Origin of the sequence: Nonomuraea sp. NPDC048881 (genome assembly GCF_040649795.1) — a bacterium.
GTDB lineage: Bacteria > Actinomycetota > Actinomycetes > Streptosporangiales > Streptosporangiaceae > Nonomuraea.
Window position 1 is genome coordinate 126,615 of the sequence record NZ_JBEZGC010000015.1, and the last position, 17,099, is coordinate 143,713.

The following is a 17,099-nucleotide window of genomic DNA, read 5'->3' on the forward strand; positions in this document are numbered from 1 at the left end:
CAGACCACCGTGCGACGTTCCAACCTCGCTCTGGTGCTGCGTCACATCAGCGGGCACGGCCCGTGCTCCCGGTCCGCCGTCGCTGTCGAGACCGGGTTGAACAAGACCACCGTCACCAGCTTGGTGAGCGAGCTGCAGGCACGCGGGCTGGTCAAGGAGACAGGCCCGCAGCACGCGGGTTCCGTCGGCCGACCGAGTGTCGCGCTCGTCCTGGACGGCTCGCGGGTCGGCGCCCTGGGCGTGGAAGTCAACGTCGACTACATCGCCGCGATCGCCACCGACCTGGCAGGCAGGGTCCTCATCGACCGGCGGATCAGCTTCGACGCGATGGGATCCGGCCCGGAACGCTCGCTGGACGAGCTGGCCCGCGTGATCGAGAAGACCCTGGCCGACCTCGAACCGCTCGGAGTCACGCCGGCCGGGATCACCGTGGCCGTCCCCGGCCTGGTCGACACAACCGACGGCACCGTCGTCGTCGCCCCGAACCTCGGCTGGCGCGGCGTGAAGGTGGCGGAGCGACTGTCCCACGCCGACATTCCGGGTGACATCCCCATCGGGGTCGACAACGACGCCAACCTCGCGGCCCTGGCCGAGTACACCTTCGGCGTCGCGGCGGGCACCTCCGACCTGGTCTACCTGACCGGTGAGGTCGGCGTCGGCGGCGGCGTCATCTCCGGAGGCCGGTTGCTGGGTGGAGCGGACGGATTCGCCGGAGAGGTCGGGCACGTCGTGGTCGACCCGTCCGGTGAGGCGTGCCGCTGCGGCCTCACCGGCTGCTGGGAGACCAAGGTCGGGCTGGCCGCGCTCGTGCGCATGGCCACCCCCGACCGCGCGTACGGCATGAGGTCCCAGATCGTCCGCGACCCGGAGGAGCGGCTGGCCGAGATCGAGCAGCGGCGCGCAGAAGGCGACCCCCGGGTCGACACGGCCGTCGCGGAGGTCGGCGCGTGGCTCGGCATCGGAGCGGCCATGCTGGTCAACCTCTTCAACCCGCGGGTGATAGTGCTGGGCGGCTACTTCGCCAGACTGGCCGACCTGCTCATCCCCGCGGCCGAGCGAGAACTGGCCCGCCTCGGGATGAGCGGCGCCGCCGGCCGCTGCCGGTTCGTCGCATCCGACCTCGGCTTCGGCGCCGCCTCGCGAGGAGCGGCCGGCGTCGTCGTCGAACGAGCGCTGTCCGACCCCGCGAACATCGAGATCCGACATCCTCAGCCATCGGCATGACCCACGACACCCGATCACCCCACTAGACCTCCCGTCCGCCCGATCGTCCCGCCCGCCTCGGCGCACCCCGCCCACATAGGTGCCGCGGCGATGGCGCATGCCGTCAGGCGGGCGGGAACCCGCCACCTCTCCCCCCAGAACGTCCCGCCCCGCCTGACCGGCAGTCCGGAGCCGTATCGGCATCGTTCACGCCGACCTCGATGCCGTCGGCGGTGCCAACCGGCGCCGTCAGGCGGGCGGGACCCGACCGCACCATGAATCCAGGGAGGCACCTGTGCCGCGGTCAACATCCGACTCGGCGTCTCTGCTCCACATGCGGGGAATCGTCAAACAGTTCCCCGGTGTCCGCGCTCTGAACGGGGTCGACCTCGACGTACGCGCCGGGGAAGTGCACTGCCTGCTCGGCCAGAACGGCGCAGGGAAGTCCACGCTCATCAAGATCCTGGCCGGGGCGCACCAGCCCGACGAGGGCACCATCACCTTCGCCGGCGAGGAAGCCCGCCTGTCCGGCCCCACCGCCGCGATCCGTCTCGGCATCTCCACGATGTACCAGGAGCTCGACCTGGTGGACGGGCTGAGCGTCACCGAGAACGTCTTCCTCGGCCATGAGCCGGCGAGCTTCGGCTTCTCCCGCAGGTCGGAGGCCGACCGGGCCACGGCCGAGCTGCTCAGGCGGCTGGGGCACGGGGAGATCCGCCCGCGTACCGAGGTGGGCCGGTTGTCCCCGGCGCACAAGCAGATCGTCAGCATGGCGAGGGCGCTGTCGCACTCGACCCGGCTCATCATCATGGACGAGCCGTCGGCCGCCCTGGCCCACGACGAGGTGGACAATCTCTTCCGGGTGATCCGCGACCTCACCTCCCAGGGCGTGGCGGTGATCTACATCTCCCACCGGCTGGAGGAGATCCGCGAGATCGGCGACCGGGTCACCGTGCTGAAGGACGGCCGTACGGTCGCCGTCGGGCTGCCGGCCAAGGAGACGCCCACCTCGCAGATCGTCTCCCTGATGACCGGCCGCAACGTCGAGTACGTCTTCCCGCCCCGCTCCTCGGCCCCGCCCGGCGAGGAGATCTTGCGCGTGGAGAACCTGACGCTGCCCGGCCGCTTCGAGAACGTCTCGTTCACCGTACGGGCGGGGGAGATCGTCGGGCTGGCCGGGCTGGTCGGCTCGGGCCGTAGCGAGATCATCGAGACGATCTACGGCGCGCGCAAGGGCAGCGGCCGGGTCGTCCTCGACGGGCGCACGGTGCGGCCGGGCAGCACCACCCGGGCGGTGCGGATGGGCATGGGCCTGGCCCCCGAGGAGCGCAAGGCGCAGGCGCTGCTGCTGGACCACTCGGTCGCGCAGAACATCACGCTGGCGAGCATGAGCCGCCACACCAAGCCGCGGTGGCTGGGCTGGCTCGACCGCCGCAGCGAGCTCGCCGAGGCCACGAGGCTGTCGCAGGCGCTGGACATCCGCCCGCCCGATCCGCTCCGGGCGATCAGGACGTTGTCGGGGGGCAACCAGCAGAAGGCGGTGCTGGGCCGCTGGCTGGCCGAGGACCGCAAGCTGCTGCTGCTGGACGAGCCCACGCGCGGTGTGGACGTCGGCGCCCGCGCCGAGCTGTACGCGCTGGTCCGCAAGCTGGCCGACGACGGCATCGGCGTGCTGCTGGTCTCCAGCGAGGTGCCCGAGGTGCTGGGCCTGGCCGACCGGGTGCTGGTCGTCCGCGAGGGCCGGATCGTCCATGAGGCGCCGGCCGAGGACCTGGACGAGCACCGCGTGCTCGACCTGGTGATGGTCTCCACAGGGTCGGCGTCCGGGGCCGACGAAGCGAATCCCCTAGAAGGAGCGTTCCATGACTGACGTTGATCAGAGCGCGCCGGCCGGCCCGCGCCTGAAAGCCGTGGGGGCGCGCGGCCGCCTCGGCCGGCTCGGCGAGATCCGCCATCTGGGTCTGGTCGCGGCGCTGGTGCTGCTGGCGATCGTGGGCGTGGTGACCAGACCGGAGAACTTCGCCACCCCCTCCAACCTGGTGAGCATCCTGGCGCTGGCCTCGACCATCGGCGTGATCACGGTCGGCTCGACGTTCGTGATCATCGGTGGTGGCATCGACCTGTCGGTCGGGGCGTTGATGGCATTGGCGTCGGTGTGGGCGACCACGCTGGCGACGCAGGCGTACGGGCCGGTCGTGATGATCGTGTGCGCGGTGCTGGTCGGCACCGGCGCCGGATTGCTGAACGGATTCCTCATCGCCTACGGGCGGATGGTGCCGTTCATCGCGACGCTGGCCATGATGGTGGCCGCGCGCGGCCTGGCCCAGCGCATGTCCAACCAGCGCACCCAGCTGGTCCAGCCGGACAACTCGCTGATCGTCGACCTGTCGACCACGCGGGTGCTCGGGCTGCCGCTGCTGGTGTACATGTTCGCGCTGGTGGTGCTGGTCGGCTGGCTGGTGCTCAACCGCACGACGTTCGGCCGGCGCACGTACGCGGTGGGCGGCAACCCCGAGGCGGCCCGCCTGGCCGGCATCGACGTACGCAAGCACACGCTGATGTTGTACGCGCTGTCGGGCCTGTGCTGCGGGATCGCCGCCGTGCTGATCATGGCGCGGACCACCACCGGCTCCTCCACACACGGCGACCTGTACGAGCTGGACGCGATCGCCGCGGTGATCATCGGCGGGACGCTGCTGAGCGGCGGCAAGGGCACGATCATCGGGTCGATCCTCGGTCTGCTGATCTTCACGGTGATCACCAACCTGTTCATCCTGAACGGCCTGAACACCGCCGACCAGCTCGTCGCCAAGGGCGCGATCATCGTCGCCGCCGTGCTCCTGCAGCGGCGAAGTCTCAAATCACCTCTATGACCCACCGAAACCCTTCCGTCCCTGACCCGGGCCCCCACCCATCGGAGAAATACATGAGCAAGAACGTCGGCCGTCGAGGGCTGTTCGCGAGCGGCGCCGTCCTCGGCGCGGGCGCCCTCCTCGCGGCCTGCACCAGTAACGAGCCCGCCGCCGTGTCGGCCTCCTCCGCCGCCCCGCAGGCGGCGGCGTCGGCCGGGACGGACAACGACAAGCCGGGCGAGCAGGTCGTCATCGGCTTCTCGGCCCCGGCCGCCGACCACGGCTGGATCGCGGCCATCAGCAAGAACGCGCAGGAGGCGGCCAAGCAGTACTCCGACGTCACGCTGAAGGCGGTCGAGCCGACCAACGACATCAACCAGCAGATCTCGGCGGTGGAGTCGCTGATCCAGGCCAAGGTCAACGCGCTGGTGATCCTGCCCAACGACGGCCAGCAGCTCAACCAGGTCGCCCGGCAGGCGATGGACGCGGGCATCCCGGTGATCAACGTGGACCGGGTCTTCCCCGACAAGCTGTCGTACCGGACCTGGATCGGCGGCGACAACTACGGCATGGGCGTGGCCGCCGGGCACTTCATCGGCAAGACGCTCAAGGACAAGGGGGTGTCGAACCCGGTGATCCTGGAGATCCAGGGCATCGCCACGCTGCCGCTGACCCAGGAGCGCAGCAAGGGCTTCGCCGACGCCCTGCAGATGTACGGGTTCAAGGTGACCGCCAAGCAGGACGCCAAGTTCACCGTCGAGTCGGGCACGCAGGTCGCCGGCAACCTGCTCCAGGCGCACAAGAAGATCGACGCGATCTGGAACCACGACGACGACCAGGGCATCGGCGTGCTGGCTGCGATCAAGGAGGCCGGCCGCGACGAGTTCATCATGGTGGGCGGCGCCGGCTCGGCCAACGCGATGCGCGACATCAAGGCCGATTCCGGCGTGCTGAAGGCCACCGTCACCTACCCCGCGACGATGGCCGCCTCCGCGATCAAGCTCGCCCGCCTGATCGCTCAGGGCAAGGGCATGAGCGACCTGATGGAGAACGAGGTGCCGCAGTCGATCACGCTCGCCTCACAGACCGTGAGCAAGGACAACGTCGCCAAGTACCTCCCGTCGGGGTTCGAATCATGAGGCCGGTGGCCGGCGTCGGCATGGTCGGGTACGCCTTCATGGGCCGCACCCACTCCCAGGCCTGGCGCAACGTGGACGCGTTCTTCGACCTGCCGCTCCGGCCCGCCATGGTCGCGCTGGCCGGCAGGAACCCCGAGGCGACCGAGCAGGCTGCGGCGAAGCTGGGCTGGGCGCACGCGGAGACCGACTGGAAGCGCGTGCTCGACCGTGACGACGTGCAGATCGTCGACATCTGCACGCCCGGCGACAGCCACGCCGAGATCGCCATCGCGGCGCTGGCCGCGGGCAAGCACGTCATCTGCGAGAAGCCGCTGGCCAACAGCGTCGCCGAGGCCGAGGAGATGGCCGCCGCCGCCCGCGCCGCCGCCGGACGGGGCGTGCGGGCGATGGTGGCCTTCAACTACCGCCGCGTCCCGGCCATCGCGCTCGCCAGACGGTTCGTGGCCGAAGGCAAGCTGGGACAGATCCGGCACGTACGAGCCCAGTACCTGCAGGACTGGATCGTCGACCCGGACTTCCCACTGGTGTGGCGGCTGCAGAAGGACAAGGCTGGATCGGGCGCGCTCGGCGACATCGGCGCCCACATCATCGACACCGCCCAGTACGTCACGGGCGAGCGGCTGACCGGCGTCTCCGCCATGACCGAGACGTTCGTCAAGGAACGCCCGCTGGCCGCCGGGTCGTCCGGCCTGTCGGCAGGCAGCGGCACGGGCACGGGTCCGGTCACCGTCGATGACGCCGCGCTGTTCAACGGGCGGCTCAGCGGCGGCGGCCTGGCCTCCTTCGAAGCCACCCGCTTCGCGACCGGCCGCAAGAACGCGCTGCGCATCGAGATCAACGGATCCCTGGGCAGCCTGGCCTTCGACTTCGAGTCGATGAACGAGCTGTGGTTCCACGACCACACCCTCGACGACGCCGAAGCCGGGTTCCGGCGGGTGCTGGTCACCGAGCTCGGACACCCGTACGCGGGCGCCTGGTGGCCGCCCGGCCACGGCCTGGGCTACGAGCACGCCTTCACCCACGAGGCGAAGGACTTCATCGAGGCGATCGCCGCCGGCACCGACCCCGCGCCGTCCTTCGACGACGGGCTGCAGGTGCAGCGCGTGCTGGCGGCCGTCGAGCAGAGCGCGGCTGACGACAGCCGCTTCACCCCTGTGGAGGTTTCATGACCCGGCCCATCACGCTGTTCACCGGGCAGTGGGCGGACCTGCCGTTCGAGGAAGTCTGCCGCCTGGCCTCGGAATGGGGCTACGACGGCCTGGAGATCGCCTGCTGGGGCGACCACTTCGAGGTCGACAAGGCCCTCGCCGACGACTCCTACGTCGAGCGCAGGAAGGAGACCCTGGCCAAGCACAACCTGCGGGTGTGGACGATCTCCAACCACCTCGTCGGCCAGGCCGTCTGCGACAACCCGATCGACGAACGGCACAAGGGCATCCTGCCCGCCCGCATCTGGGGCGACGGCGAGCCCGAAGGCGTACGGCGGCGCGCCGCCGAGGAGATGAAGGACACCGCCCGCGCGGCGGCCAAGCTGGGCGTCAAGACCGTGGTCGGGTTCACCGGCTCGTCGATCTGGCACACCGTGGCCATGTTCCCGCCGGTGCCCCCGTCGATGATCGAGGCCGGGTACCAGGACTTCGCCGACCGGTGGAACCCGATCCTCGACGTCTACGACGAGGTGGGCGTGCGCTTCGCCCACGAGGTGCACCCCAGCGAGATCGCCTACGACTACCACACCACCGTCCGCACGCTGGAGGCCATCGGGCACCGGCCCGCGTTCGGGCTGAACTGGGACCCCTCCCACATGGTGTGGCAGGAGCTGGACCCGGCGGGCTTCATCCTCGACTTCGCCGACCGGATCTACCACGTCGACTGCAAGGACGCCAAGGTGCGCACCGGCAACGGCCGCCGCGGCCGGCTGTCGTCGCACCTGCCCTGGGCCGACCTGCGCCGCGGCTGGGACTTCGTCTCCACCGGCCGGGGCGACGTGCCCTGGGAGGACTGCTTCCGGGCCCTGAACGCGATCGGCTACGACGGCCCGATCTCCGTCGAGTGGGAGGACGCGGGCATGGACCGCCTGGTCGGCGCGCCCGACGCGCTGGCGCTGATCCGCGAGCTCAACGCCATCACCCCGCCCACGGCCGCCTTCGACGCCGCGTTCTCGGCCGAGTAGCGCGCCTCGCCGGGACGGCGGCACCGCCGTCCCGGCTGACCGATCGCGAGAAGAACAGCGAGAGGAAAGCAATGAGAACGGGATTATGGCTGATCGGGGCACGAGGATCGGTCGCGGTCACCAGCATGATCGGCGCACTGGCGATCCGGGCCGGCCTGGCCGCGCCGACCGGATGCGTCCTGGAGACGCCGGAACTGCGCCATGACGCCCTGCCCGGCATCGGGGACCTGGTCTTCGGCGGCCACGACATCTCCTCCACACCCCTGGACAAGAAGGCGGCCGCGCTGGCCGAGGCGGGAGTCGTCCCGGACGGGCTGGCGAGCGCGGTGCAGGACGCGCTGCTCGGCATCGAGCAGGACGTGCGGCCCCTGCCGGTCGCCGCGACGCAGGGCGAGACCGCCCGCGCCATCGCCGCCGACCTCGACCGGTTCCGCGCCGGGCACGGTCTGGACCGGGTCGTCGTGATCAACGTCTCCACCACGGAACCGGCGCCGTCACCGCACCTCGCGCACGCCGACCTCGACGCCCTGCGTTCCGCGCTGGACGGTCCGGACCCGGTTCTCCCGCCCAGTGCCCTGGCCGCCTACGCCGCGCTGTCCGCCGGCTGCCCGTACGTCGACTTCACGCCCTCCACCGGCGCCCGCCTGCCCGCGCTCGACGCCCTCGCCCGGGAGAAGGCCCTCCCGTACGGCGGCCACGACGGCAAGACCGGCGAGACCCTGGTCAAGTCGGTGCTCGCCCCGATGTTCGCCCAGCGCAACCTGAAGGTGCGCACCTGGTCCGGGATCAACCTGCTGGGCGGCGGCGACGGCGCGAACCTGGCGGATCCGGCCGCCAACGCGGCCAAGGCCGCCAGCAAGCAGCGCGTGCTCCCCGAGACGCTCGGTTACGTCCCGCAGGGTGACACCCGGATCGACTTCGTCGAGGACCTCGACGACTTCAAGACCGCCTGGGACCTGATCTCCTTCGAGGGCTTCCTCGGCACCCGCATGCGCATGGAGTTCACCTGGCACGGCTGCGACTCCGCCCTGGCCGCGCCGCTCATCCTGGACCTGGCACGGCTGACCGCCGCCGCCCACCGGGCCGGGCGCACGGGCCCGCTCACGGAACTCGCCTTCTTCTTCAAGGACCCCCTCGGAGAGGTGCCGCACGGGCTGGCCGAGCAGTGGCAGTCGTTGCGGGCGGCCGTCGAGGCGTACGCGATGACGGCGCGATGACGGCGCCGCGCGACCTGCTGGACCTGGTCCGCGCTCCGGCCGCGCTGTCGGTGCCCGGCGACGTGATCGCCGGGGCGGCCGCAGCCGGGGTGCTCGGCCGCCGTACCGTCGGGCTGGCCTGCGCCTCGGTCTGCCTGTACTGGGCGGGAATGGCGGCCAACGACTGGGCCGACCGGCGTCTCGACGCCGTCGAACGCCCGGAACGTCCCATCCCCTCAGGGCGGGTGCCCGCCGGAGCGGCTCTCGGCGTCGCGGTGGGCCTCACCGCTGCCGGGCTCGCCGTGGCCGGGCTCGCGGGCGGCCGGCGTGCCCTGGCGGTCGCCGTCCCGCTGGCCGCCGCCGTCTGGGCGTACGACGTGGCCGCCAAGGGCACCCGCGCCGGTCCCCTGACCATGGCCCTCTGCCGCACCCTCGACGTCCTCCTCGGCGCCGCCCCCGCCCTTTCCACCAGGCATGTCGCGGACGCGTTGCCTGCCGCGGTCACGGTCGGCGCGCACACGTACCTGCTGACCGCGCTCTCGCGGGCGGAGGTGTCGGGCACCGGTCCGCGCCTGCCCGCGCTCACCCTCTCAGGAACCGTCGCGCTCGCCGCCGTCACCGCCCGCGGCGGCGCGAGCCCCGATCGGGCGGCCGTCACCGTCCGCACCGGCGTGAGCCTCACGCAGCCGGCCCTCGCCGCCTGGTACGCCGCGCAGTTCGGGCTCTCCCAGGCCCGCGCAGTCGCCGACCCCTGCGCGGGCCGGGTGCGCGACGCGGTCAGCGCGGGCATCGTCAGCCTGCCCGCCCTCCAGGCGGCACTCACCGCGCGCGCCGGCGCGGCCCGCGTCGCGCTCGCCCTCGGGGCGGCGGTCCCGCTGGCCCGGCGCCTGGTCAGAAGGATCTCCGCGACATGACGCGATTCGGCTACGGCACCAACGGCTTCGCCAACCACCGCCTGACCGACGCCCTCGACGTCATCGCCGGCCTCGGCTACGAGGGTGTGGCCCTGACGCTCGACCACTGCCACCTCGACCCGTACGCCGACGGCCTGGGACGGCGCGTGGCGCGGGTCGCCGACCGGCTGCGCGACCTCGGCCTGGCGGTGGTCGTCGAGACCGGCGCGCGTTACCTGCTCAACCCGCGTCGCAAGCACGCCCCGACCCTGCTGGACGACGACCGCGACCGCCGGGTGGACTTCCTGAGCCGCGCCGTCGCCGTCGGCGCGGATCTCGGCGCTGAGGCGGTGTCGTTCTGGTCTGGCGTACGCCCGGCCGGCGTCGACCGGGCCACCGCCTGGGATCGGCTGGTCGACGGCTGCGGGCGGGTTCTCGACGCCGCGCGGCGGGCCGGCGTGCCGCTGGGGTTCGAGCCCGAGCCGGGCATGCTCGTCGAGACGATCGCCGGCTGGCGGACGCTGCACCAGGCGCTCGGCTCCCCGGACGGCTTCGGCATCACCCTGGACATCGGGCACTGCCGCTGCAACGAGCCCCAGCCGGTGCCCGACTGCGTCGCCGCCCTCGCCGGGCACCTGGTCAACGTACAGATCGACGACATGCGGCGCGGCGTGCACGAACACCTGGAGCTCGGCGAAGGGGAGATCGACTTCCCGCCAGTGCTGCGGGCGCTCGCCGACGCGGGCTACCGGGGCCTGGTCGCGGTCGAGCTGCCCCGGCACAGCCACGCCGCGCCCGTCGTGGCCGCGCGTTCGATCGAGTTCCTGCGCGACGCCGAGCGGGCCTCCAACGAAGGAAGGACGGCATGACAGGTCCGGAGCGGCTGCGCGCCGCGCTTCGGGAGACGCTTCGGGAGACGCTGCGGGAGACCTCTCGGGCGGAATGGGTGGACGCCGCGCTCGCCGAGGCGGGCGAGCGGCCCGAGACGATCAGCCGGTCCTTCGCCCAGGCCGGACGGCGGGCCGGGCGCACCCCGCTGCCCGGCGTGCCCGGCTGGACGGCGGACGAGGCCACCCGCGCGCTGCTGCTGGCCGCGCTGCCGCCGGACCGGGCCGGGGCCGGGATCGCCGACCTCTACCACCACGGCGACGCCGACGAGAAGCGGGCCGCGCTCAAGGCCCTGCCGATGCTCGCCGTCGGCGTAGCGGGCCTGCCGCTCCTGCACGACGCCATCCGCACGAACGACGCCCGCCTGCTGGCCGCCGCGCTCGGCCCCTACGCCCGTCACCTCGACCAGGCGGCCTGGCGGCAGGCGGTGCTCAAGTGTGTGTTCACGGGCGTGCCGCTGACCGCGGTCGATGGGCTGGAGGAGCGGGCCGACCGTGAGCTGGCCGCCATGCTGGCCGCGTTCGCCGACGAGCGCGCGGCCGCGGGACGCCCCATGCCCGCCGACGCCGCCGCCCTGCTCGACCGTCTGACCCGCGAGGAGCCCTGATGCGCATCTTCGACCCGCACATCCACATGACCTCCCGCACCACCGACGACTACGCGCGGATGGCCGCCGCCGGCGTCCGGGCCGTCGTGGAGCCCGCCTTCTGGCTGGGCCAGCCGCGCACCGGCCCCGGCTCCTTCACCGACTACTTCGACTCGCTGATCGGCTGGGAGCCGTACCGGGCGGCGCAGTTCGGCGTCGTCCACCACGCGACGATCGCGCTGAACCCCAAGGAGGCCAACGACCCCCGCTGCCGTCCCGTTCTCGACCTGCTGCCGCGTTACCTGGACAAGGACCGCGTCGTCGCGGTCGGCGAGATCGGCTACGACTCCATGACGCCGGAGGAGGACGACGCCTTCGAGCGGCAGCTCGCCCTCGCCGTCGAGCACGACCTGCCGGCGCTCGTGCACACCCCGCACCGCGACAAGGCCGCCGGCACCCGGCGCACGCTGGAGGTCGTCGCCGCCTCCGGCATCGCGCCCGACCGGGTCGCCGTCGACCACCTCAACGAGGTCACCGTCGAGATGGTGCGCGAGTCCGGATGCTGGGCGGGCTTCTCCATCTATCCCGAGACGAAGATGTCGCCGCCGCGCATGGTGGAGATCCTCCGGCGGTACGGCCTGGACCGGATGCTGGTCAACTCCGCCGCCGACTGGGGCGTCTCGGACCCGCTGCTCACGGCGGAGACGGGGAGGGCGATGCTGGCCGCCGGGTTCACCGAGGACGACGTCGACCGGGTGCTGTGGCGCAACCCCGTGGAGTTCTACGGCCAGTCGGGGCGGCTCGACCTGACCGAGACCGCGGCGGGCGAGGAGACCTTCGAAGGCAGCTCCATCAAGCGCGGCGGCAGCTGATGCGGCTGATCCACCCGGAAGGAACCCCGCTGCACCTGTCCTACTGCACGAACGTGCACGCGGCCGAGGACCTTGACGGCATCGTCGCCCAGCTCGACGTGTACGCGGTCCCGATCCGGGAGCGCCTCGGCACGGACGTCCTGGGCGTCGGGCTCTGGCTGGCCGCGCCGGTCGCCGCCGCCCTGGCCGCCGACCCCGCGCTTCGGACCCGGCTCCGCCGCGAGCTGTCCGTACGGGGGCTGGAGGTGGTCACGTTCAACGGGTTCCCCTACCGTTCCTTCCAGGACCCGGTCGTCAAGCACGCCGTCTACCGTCCCGACTGGACCACCCACGAGCGGCTGTCGTACACGCTGGACCTGGCGCTCGTCCTCGCCGGCCTGCTCCCCGACGACGCGGCCCGCGGGTCGGTCTCGACGCTGCCGCTCGCCTGGCGCGACCCCTGGGACGCCGGGACGGCCGACCTCGCCGCCCGCCGGGTCGACGAGCTGGCCACCGGCCTCGCCGCCGTCGAGTCCGCCACCGGACGGGTGATCCGCGTGGGGTTCGAACCCGAACCCGGCTGCGTGGTGGAGACGACGCCCCAGGCGGCGGCCCGGCTCGCCGACGTCGACCGTGACCGGCTCGGCATCTGCCTGGACCTGGCCCACCTGGCCTGCGCCTGGGAGGATCCGGCCGACGCGCTGAAGGAGCTGGGCCGGGTCGGCCTGCCCGTCGTCAAGGTCCAGCTCTCCGCGGCCCTGGAGAGCGCCGACCCGGACGCCCTGCGCGAGTACGCCGAGCCGCGCTTCCTGCACCAGACGCGCAACCCCGCCGGCGACGCCGCTGACGACCTCGACGAGGCGTTCGAGCGGTCGCTGCCCGGACCATGGCGGGTCCACTACCACGTTCCGCTCCACGTCAGGCCGTCCGCGCCGCTCGCCACGACCGTCCCCGTGCTGCGCGCGGCGCTCGCGGAGCTCCTCGGCGGGCCGCGGCCGCTCTGCGACCACTTCGAGGTGGAGACCTACACCTGGGGGGTGCTGCCGCCGGCCCTGCGTCCGCGGACCCCCGGACAGCTCGCCGCGGGCATCGCGGGGGAGCTGGAGTTCGCCCGTAACGAGCTGCGTCACCTGGGAGTTCGCGCATGACGTCACTACTGGTCCTGGACGTGGTGGGGCTGACCCCGCGACTGCTCGCGCACATGCCGCGGCTCAAGGCGGTCGCGGTGGGCGGCTTCCAGGCCGAACTCGGCACCGTCCTGCCCGCCGTCACCTGCTCGGTCCAGTCCACGTTCCTCACCGGGGTGCCGCCGGCGGGCCACGGCGTCGTCGGCAACGGCTGGTACTTCCGCGACCTCGGCGAGGTCCTGCTGTGGCGCCAGCACAACGCGCTCGTCGGCGGGGAGAAGGTGTGGCAGGCCGCCCGCCGCGAGCGGCCCGGCCTCACGGTGGCGAACGTCTGCTGGTGGTACGCCATGGGCGCCGACGTCGACTGGACGATCACCCCCCGGCCGATCTACCACGCCGACGGACGCAAGGAGCCCGACTGCTACACCCACCCCCCGGAGCTGCACGACGAGCTCACCGCCGAACTGGGCGTCTTCCCGCTGTTCAGCTACTGGGGCCCGGGGGCGGGCATCGCCTCCTCGGCCTGGATCTGCCGCGCCACCCAGCACGTCATGGCCGCGCACGACCCCGACCTGACGCTGGCCTACATCCCCCACCTCGACTACGACCTGCAACGATATGGCCCCTCCGACTCGCGCGCCGCCGCCGCGGCCGCCGAGCTCGACACCGTGCTGACGCCGCTGCTGGAGGCCGCCGTGGCGGCGGGCCGGACGGTCGTGGTGCTGTCGGAGTACGGCATCACCGACGTCTCGCGCCCCGTCGACGTCAACCGGATGCTCCGCGCCGAGGGGTTCCTGCGCGTCCACACCCAGGACGGCATGGAGTACCTGGATCCGTGGACGTCGCGCGCGTTCGCCGTCGCCGACCACCAGGTGGCGCACGTCTACGTCGCCGACCCCGCCGACGTGCCGGCCGTCGCCGAGCTCTGCGCGTCCCTGCCCGGCGTCGCCCGGGTGCTCGACGAGAGCGGGAAAAAGGCGTACGGCCTGGACCATCCCCGTTCCGGCGAACTGGTCCTGCTCGCCGAGCCCGAGGCGTGGTTCACCTATTACTACTGGCTCGACGACGCCCGCGCGCCCGACTTCGCCCGCCTCGTCGAGATCCACCGCAAGCCCGGCTACGACCCCGCCGAGCTCTTCTTCGACCCGGCGCGCCCGGCCGCCGCCAAGCGCAGGGCCGGGGTGGCGCTGCTGCGCAAGAAGCTCGGCCTGCGCTACCTCATGAACGTCGTCGGCCTCGACCAGGGCGCCCGGGCCGTACGCGGATCGCACGGGCTGCTTCCCGCCGATGCCGCCGACGCGCCGGTGCTGCTCTGCTCGGACCCGTCCGTGGGCAAGGACCGATTCGAGGCGACGGAGGTCAAGGACCTGCTGCTGCGCCTTTGCCGCCTGCCTTGAGCCGGGCCGGGTTGTCGAGACACGCCTGCACGACCGAGTTGGCCGCGCCGAGGAGCGGCCCGTCCGAGCCCAGGCGCGAGACGATCACCCCGCCCTGGCCCACGCGGCCCGGATCCATGACCCGGCGGTCCAGCTCCCGCTCCAGGGCGGGCAGCAGCCAGGGCAGCAGCGGGGAGTGCCCGCCGCCGAGGATCACCTTCTGCGGATCGAGGAGGTTCACGACGCCGGCGAGGGCGATGCCGAGTGCCTTGCCGGCCTCGCGCAGGGCACGCCGTACCTGCTGGTCGCCCTCGCGGGCGCGTTCCGCCAGAAAGGCGATGCGCCCGCCCGGGCCCGGATGCAGGGCCGCGACCCGCGCCGGATCGACGCCGCTCGACCGCAGCAGGGCTTCCTCGCCCGCGTACCGTTCCAGGCAGCCTCGGCCGCCGCAGGCGCACGCCGGGCCCTCGGGGCGTACCGGAACATGGCCGAGTTCCCCCGTGAAGCCGTGTGTTCCGCGCAACAGGCGTCCATCGATGACGATGGCCGCACCGATGCCGATCTCTGCGGAGACGTGCACGAAGTTGCGGAGGGAAGGGTCGTGCGCCCCGAGCCACAGTTCGGCGAGCGCGCCGTGGTTGGCCTCGTTGTCGACCGTCAGCGGGAGAGCGGGGAGCGCGGGGGCGAGGTCCACGCCTTCCCAGCCCAGGTTGGGGGCGCGTACCACGGACGACGACCCGCGCGCCACCAGGCCGGGCACCGCGACGGCGAGCCCCGCCGGTCGTAGCCCCTGGCCCTCCGCCTCCGCCGAGACCTTCCGGACGAGCCTCGCGAGGTCGCGCAGCACCGGCCCCGGCTCGCGCCCCCGGTTGGCGGCCTCGTACGTGACCCGCCCCCGCACCCGCCCGCTGAGGTCCACCGCGCACACGGCGAGACGATCGACCCCGATCTCCGCCCCGAGACCCGCCGGTCCCTGGTCGTTGAGCTGCAGCGCGCTGCCGGGACGTCCTACGGTTCCCGGGCGCGACGGTCCCAACTCCACGAGCAGCCCGTCGCGGATCAGCTCGTCGACGAGCGTCGACACGGCGGCCCGCGTCAAGCCGATGTGGGCCGCGACGGAAGCGCGGGACAGCGGGCCGAGCCGAGCCACGGCGTGCGCGACGAGCGAGAGGTTGCGCCGGCGCATCTCCTGCTGGGTGATGGACGGTGGCTCTGACACCTGGACTCCTCTTGACCGGTCGTCGTGTCTCTCCAGCTCCGTGCCACCGGGGGTGGCGGAGGCGGCTCGTGTGGAGAGCCCCGGACTCCGCGGTGCGAAGCGAGAACCGCCAGGTGTCAGGCTACGGCGCGGGCGGCATCATCCATGCCGCAGCAGTCCCTCCGCCCCGGACATGACCTCGCTGATGCGGTGGGACGCCTCGTCGTCGCGCTGGACCGGCTCGTACAGGGCGCCCTCGGCGGTGGCCCAGTCGAGCGCCACCGCCGCCGGGTCGGCGCCGAGCAGCAGCCCGGCGGCCTGCGCGGCGGCTCCCAGGGCGACCAGTTCCCTGGCCTCCGGCACCTGGACGGGACGGCCGCTGAGCCTGCGGACGGTCTCGCGCCAGGCCGTGCCCCTGGCGCCGCCGCCGATGAGCAGGATGGGGGCGTCCGGCGAGGCGTCCTCGTCGAGGACCCGGTCCAGGGCGGTGAGCAAGGCGAAGACGGCGCCGTCGTACGCGGCCTGGAGCACCTGCCCTGGTGTCGTGTCGTGGCGCAGCCCGTACAGCAGGCCGGAGGCCAGGGGCAGGTCGGGCGTGCGCTCGCCGTCGAGGAAGGGAAGCAGGACGGCCGAGCCGCCCTGCTCGACCGCCTCGCGGTCGCGGCCGAGGAAGCCGGCGATCTTGTCCACGGCCAGCGTGCAGTTGAGCGTGCAGGCGAGCGGCAGCCACGCGTCGCGGGCGTCGGCGAACCCCGCGACGATCCCCGTCGGGTCGGCGGGTCTGCGGGCGGTGACGGCGTAGACCGTGCCGGAGGTCCCGAGGCTGAGCACTGGCCGCCCCGGACGCAGCCCGAGCCCGAGGGCCGCCGCCATGTTGTCGCCGGTGCCCGCCGCGACCAGCGTGCCGGGCGCCAAGGGCAGGCCGGGCAGGCTCCGTACGGTCCCGGCCACCGCGCCCTGCGGCAGGAGCCGCGGCAACAGCTCGGGGGAGAGCCCGACGTGCTCCAGGATCTCTTCGTCGTACGTCTCGGAGGCGGCCGCCCACCAGCCGGTGCCCGAGGCGTCGCCGCGGTCGGTCGTGCCCTGCCCGGTGAGCCGTTCGGTCAGGTAGTCGTGGGGGAGGCGGACGGCCGCGGTCGCGCGGACCGCCTCCGGCTCGTTCTCGCGCAGCCAGGCCCACTTCGTGACCGTGAACGACGGCGCGGGAACGCTGCCGGTCCTCTCCGCCCACGCCTGGGGGCCGCCCAGCTCGCCGATGAGCCGGTCGCGCTGAGGGGAGGAGCGGACGTCGTTCCACAGCAGCGCGGGGCGTACCGGCCGGCCGGAGCGGTCCAGCGTGACGAGCCCATGCTGCTGGCCGGCGATGGAGACGGCGGCGGCCCGCGAGGCGTACGGTCCGCACTGGGCGAGCGCCTCCCGCAGCGCCGCCCACCACCGCTCGGGGTCGCTCTCCTTGCCGTCGCCTTCGGGCCCGCCGCTCACGGTGTGCGGGGCCTGTCCCCGCGCGAGCACGGCGCCGGTAGCGGCATCGACGACCAGCGCCTTCGTCGATTGCGTGGAGCTGTCCACGCCGATGACCAGGGGGCCTTCCTGCACGGGTACGGCTGCCGCCATCTG

15 protein-coding genes are annotated in these 17,099 nt (G+C 72.9%); 13 read left to right on the top strand and 2 right to left on the bottom strand.

Annotated elements, in window-relative coordinates; translation table 11 throughout:
• The first annotated feature begins 9 nt into the window (after positions 1-9).
• From AB0C33_RS38530 to AB0C33_RS38590, 13 genes are all read left to right on the top strand, one after another.
• Positions 10-1,224, top strand: a complete 1,215-nt coding sequence (locus AB0C33_RS38530) for an ROK family transcriptional regulator (RefSeq protein ID WP_358297096.1) — start codon at positions 10-12, stop codon at positions 1,222-1,224.
• 313 nt (positions 1,225-1,537) lie between these two features.
• Complete coding sequence (locus AB0C33_RS38535; protein WP_358297099.1) at positions 1,538-3,073, top strand: sugar ABC transporter ATP-binding protein; 1,536 nt, start codon at positions 1,538-1,540, stop codon at positions 3,071-3,073.
• Positions 3,066-4,076: an ABC transporter permease gene (locus tag AB0C33_RS38540; RefSeq protein WP_358297102.1), complete on the top strand. Its 1,011-nt coding sequence runs from the start codon at positions 3,066-3,068 to the stop codon at positions 4,074-4,076. Before AB0C33_RS38535 ends, AB0C33_RS38540 begins: the two co-directional genes overlap by 8 nt.
• A gap of 53 nt (positions 4,077-4,129) precedes the next feature.
• Complete coding sequence (locus AB0C33_RS38545; RefSeq protein WP_358297104.1) at positions 4,130-5,194, top strand: ABC transporter substrate-binding protein; 1,065 nt, start codon at positions 4,130-4,132, stop codon at positions 5,192-5,194.
• Complete coding sequence (locus AB0C33_RS38550) at positions 5,191-6,363, top strand: Gfo/Idh/MocA family oxidoreductase (RefSeq protein WP_358297107.1); 1,173 nt, start codon at positions 5,191-5,193, stop codon at positions 6,361-6,363. Before AB0C33_RS38545 ends, AB0C33_RS38550 begins: the two co-directional genes overlap by 4 nt.
• Positions 6,360-7,367 carry a sugar phosphate isomerase/epimerase family protein gene (locus tag AB0C33_RS38555; RefSeq protein ID WP_358297110.1) on the top strand — a complete coding sequence of 336 codons (1,008 nt, stop codon included), beginning with the start codon at positions 6,360-6,362 and terminating at the stop codon, positions 7,365-7,367. The genes AB0C33_RS38550 and AB0C33_RS38555 overlap by 4 nt, the downstream gene beginning before the upstream one ends.
• Positions 7,368-7,438: 71 nt before the next feature.
• On the top strand, positions 7,439-8,584 hold the full coding sequence (locus AB0C33_RS38560; RefSeq protein WP_358297113.1) for an inositol-3-phosphate synthase: 1,146 nt from the start codon (positions 7,439-7,441) through the stop codon (positions 8,582-8,584).
• Positions 8,581-9,477: an SCO3242 family prenyltransferase gene (locus tag AB0C33_RS38565; RefSeq protein WP_358297116.1), complete on the top strand. Its 897-nt coding sequence runs from the start codon at positions 8,581-8,583 to the stop codon at positions 9,475-9,477. The genes AB0C33_RS38560 and AB0C33_RS38565 overlap by 4 nt, the downstream gene beginning before the upstream one ends.
• Positions 9,474-10,325: a sugar phosphate isomerase/epimerase family protein gene (locus AB0C33_RS38570; RefSeq protein ID WP_358297119.1), complete on the top strand. Its 852-nt coding sequence runs from the start codon at positions 9,474-9,476 to the stop codon at positions 10,323-10,325. Before AB0C33_RS38565 ends, AB0C33_RS38570 begins: the two co-directional genes overlap by 4 nt.
• Positions 10,322-10,951, top strand: coding sequence for an EboA domain-containing protein (locus tag AB0C33_RS38575; protein ID WP_358297122.1), 630 nt, complete (start codon positions 10,322-10,324; stop codon positions 10,949-10,951). Before AB0C33_RS38570 ends, AB0C33_RS38575 begins: the two co-directional genes overlap by 4 nt.
• Complete coding sequence (locus AB0C33_RS38580) at positions 10,951-11,802, top strand: TatD family hydrolase (RefSeq protein ID WP_358297125.1); 852 nt, start codon at positions 10,951-10,953, stop codon at positions 11,800-11,802. The genes AB0C33_RS38575 and AB0C33_RS38580 overlap by 1 nt, the downstream gene beginning before the upstream one ends.
• A complete protein-coding gene (eboE, locus tag AB0C33_RS38585; protein ID WP_358297128.1) occupies positions 11,802-12,929 on the top strand; it encodes a metabolite traffic protein EboE in 1,128 nt (375 codons plus the stop codon). Before AB0C33_RS38580 ends, eboE begins: the two co-directional genes overlap by 1 nt.
• The gene (locus AB0C33_RS38590) at positions 12,926-14,305 is read left to right on the top strand and encodes a nucleotide pyrophosphatase/phosphodiesterase family protein (protein ID WP_358297130.1); all 1,380 of its coding nucleotides are present in this window, start codon (positions 12,926-12,928) and stop codon (positions 14,303-14,305) included. Before eboE ends, AB0C33_RS38590 begins: the two co-directional genes overlap by 4 nt.
• On the opposite strand, the gene AB0C33_RS38595 is transcribed toward AB0C33_RS38590, so the two are convergent.
• Positions 14,268-15,503: an ROK family transcriptional regulator gene (locus AB0C33_RS38595; protein WP_358297132.1), complete on the bottom strand. Its 1,236-nt coding sequence runs from the start codon at positions 15,501-15,503 to the stop codon at positions 14,268-14,270. The genes AB0C33_RS38590 and AB0C33_RS38595 overlap by 38 nt on opposite strands.
• Before the next feature lie 138 nt (positions 15,504-15,641).
• Entirely contained in the window at positions 15,642-17,096 is a 1,455-nt protein-coding gene (xylB, locus tag AB0C33_RS38600; RefSeq protein WP_358297135.1) for a xylulokinase, read from the bottom strand.
• Between the last annotated feature and the right edge of the window lie 3 nt (positions 17,097-17,099).

Excerpts from the sequence above, each read along its gene's own strand:
- AB0C33_RS38535 (WP_358297099.1), top strand. The coding sequence starts at position 1,538 with ATGCGGGGAATCGTCAAACAGTTCCCCGGTGTCCGCGCTCTGAACGGG.
- AB0C33_RS38540 (WP_358297102.1), top strand. The coding sequence starts at position 3,066 with ATGACTGACGTTGATCAGAGCGCGCCGGCCGGCCCGCGCCTGAAAGCC.
- AB0C33_RS38545 (WP_358297104.1), top strand. The coding sequence starts at position 4,130 with ATGAGCAAGAACGTCGGCCGTCGAGGGCTGTTCGCGAGCGGCGCCGTC.
- AB0C33_RS38550 (WP_358297107.1), top strand. The coding sequence starts at position 5,191 with ATGAGGCCGGTGGCCGGCGTCGGCATGGTCGGGTACGCCTTCATGGGC.
- AB0C33_RS38555 (WP_358297110.1), top strand. The coding sequence starts at position 6,360 with ATGACCCGGCCCATCACGCTGTTCACCGGGCAGTGGGCGGACCTGCCG.
- AB0C33_RS38560 (WP_358297113.1), top strand. The coding sequence starts at position 7,439 with ATGAGAACGGGATTATGGCTGATCGGGGCACGAGGATCGGTCGCGGTC.
- AB0C33_RS38565 (WP_358297116.1), top strand. The coding sequence starts at position 8,581 with ATGACGGCGCCGCGCGACCTGCTGGACCTGGTCCGCGCTCCGGCCGCG.
- AB0C33_RS38570 (WP_358297119.1), top strand. The coding sequence starts at position 9,474 with ATGACGCGATTCGGCTACGGCACCAACGGCTTCGCCAACCACCGCCTG.
- AB0C33_RS38575 (WP_358297122.1), top strand. The coding sequence starts at position 10,322 with ATGACAGGTCCGGAGCGGCTGCGCGCCGCGCTTCGGGAGACGCTTCGG.
- AB0C33_RS38580 (WP_358297125.1), top strand. The coding sequence starts at position 10,951 with ATGCGCATCTTCGACCCGCACATCCACATGACCTCCCGCACCACCGAC.
- eboE (WP_358297128.1), top strand. The coding sequence starts at position 11,802 with ATGCGGCTGATCCACCCGGAAGGAACCCCGCTGCACCTGTCCTACTGC.
- AB0C33_RS38590 (WP_358297130.1), top strand. The coding sequence starts at position 12,926 with ATGACGTCACTACTGGTCCTGGACGTGGTGGGGCTGACCCCGCGACTG.
- xylB (WP_358297135.1), bottom strand. The coding sequence starts at position 17,096 with ATGGCGGCAGCCGTACCCGTGCAGGAAGGCCCCCTGGTCATCGGCGTG.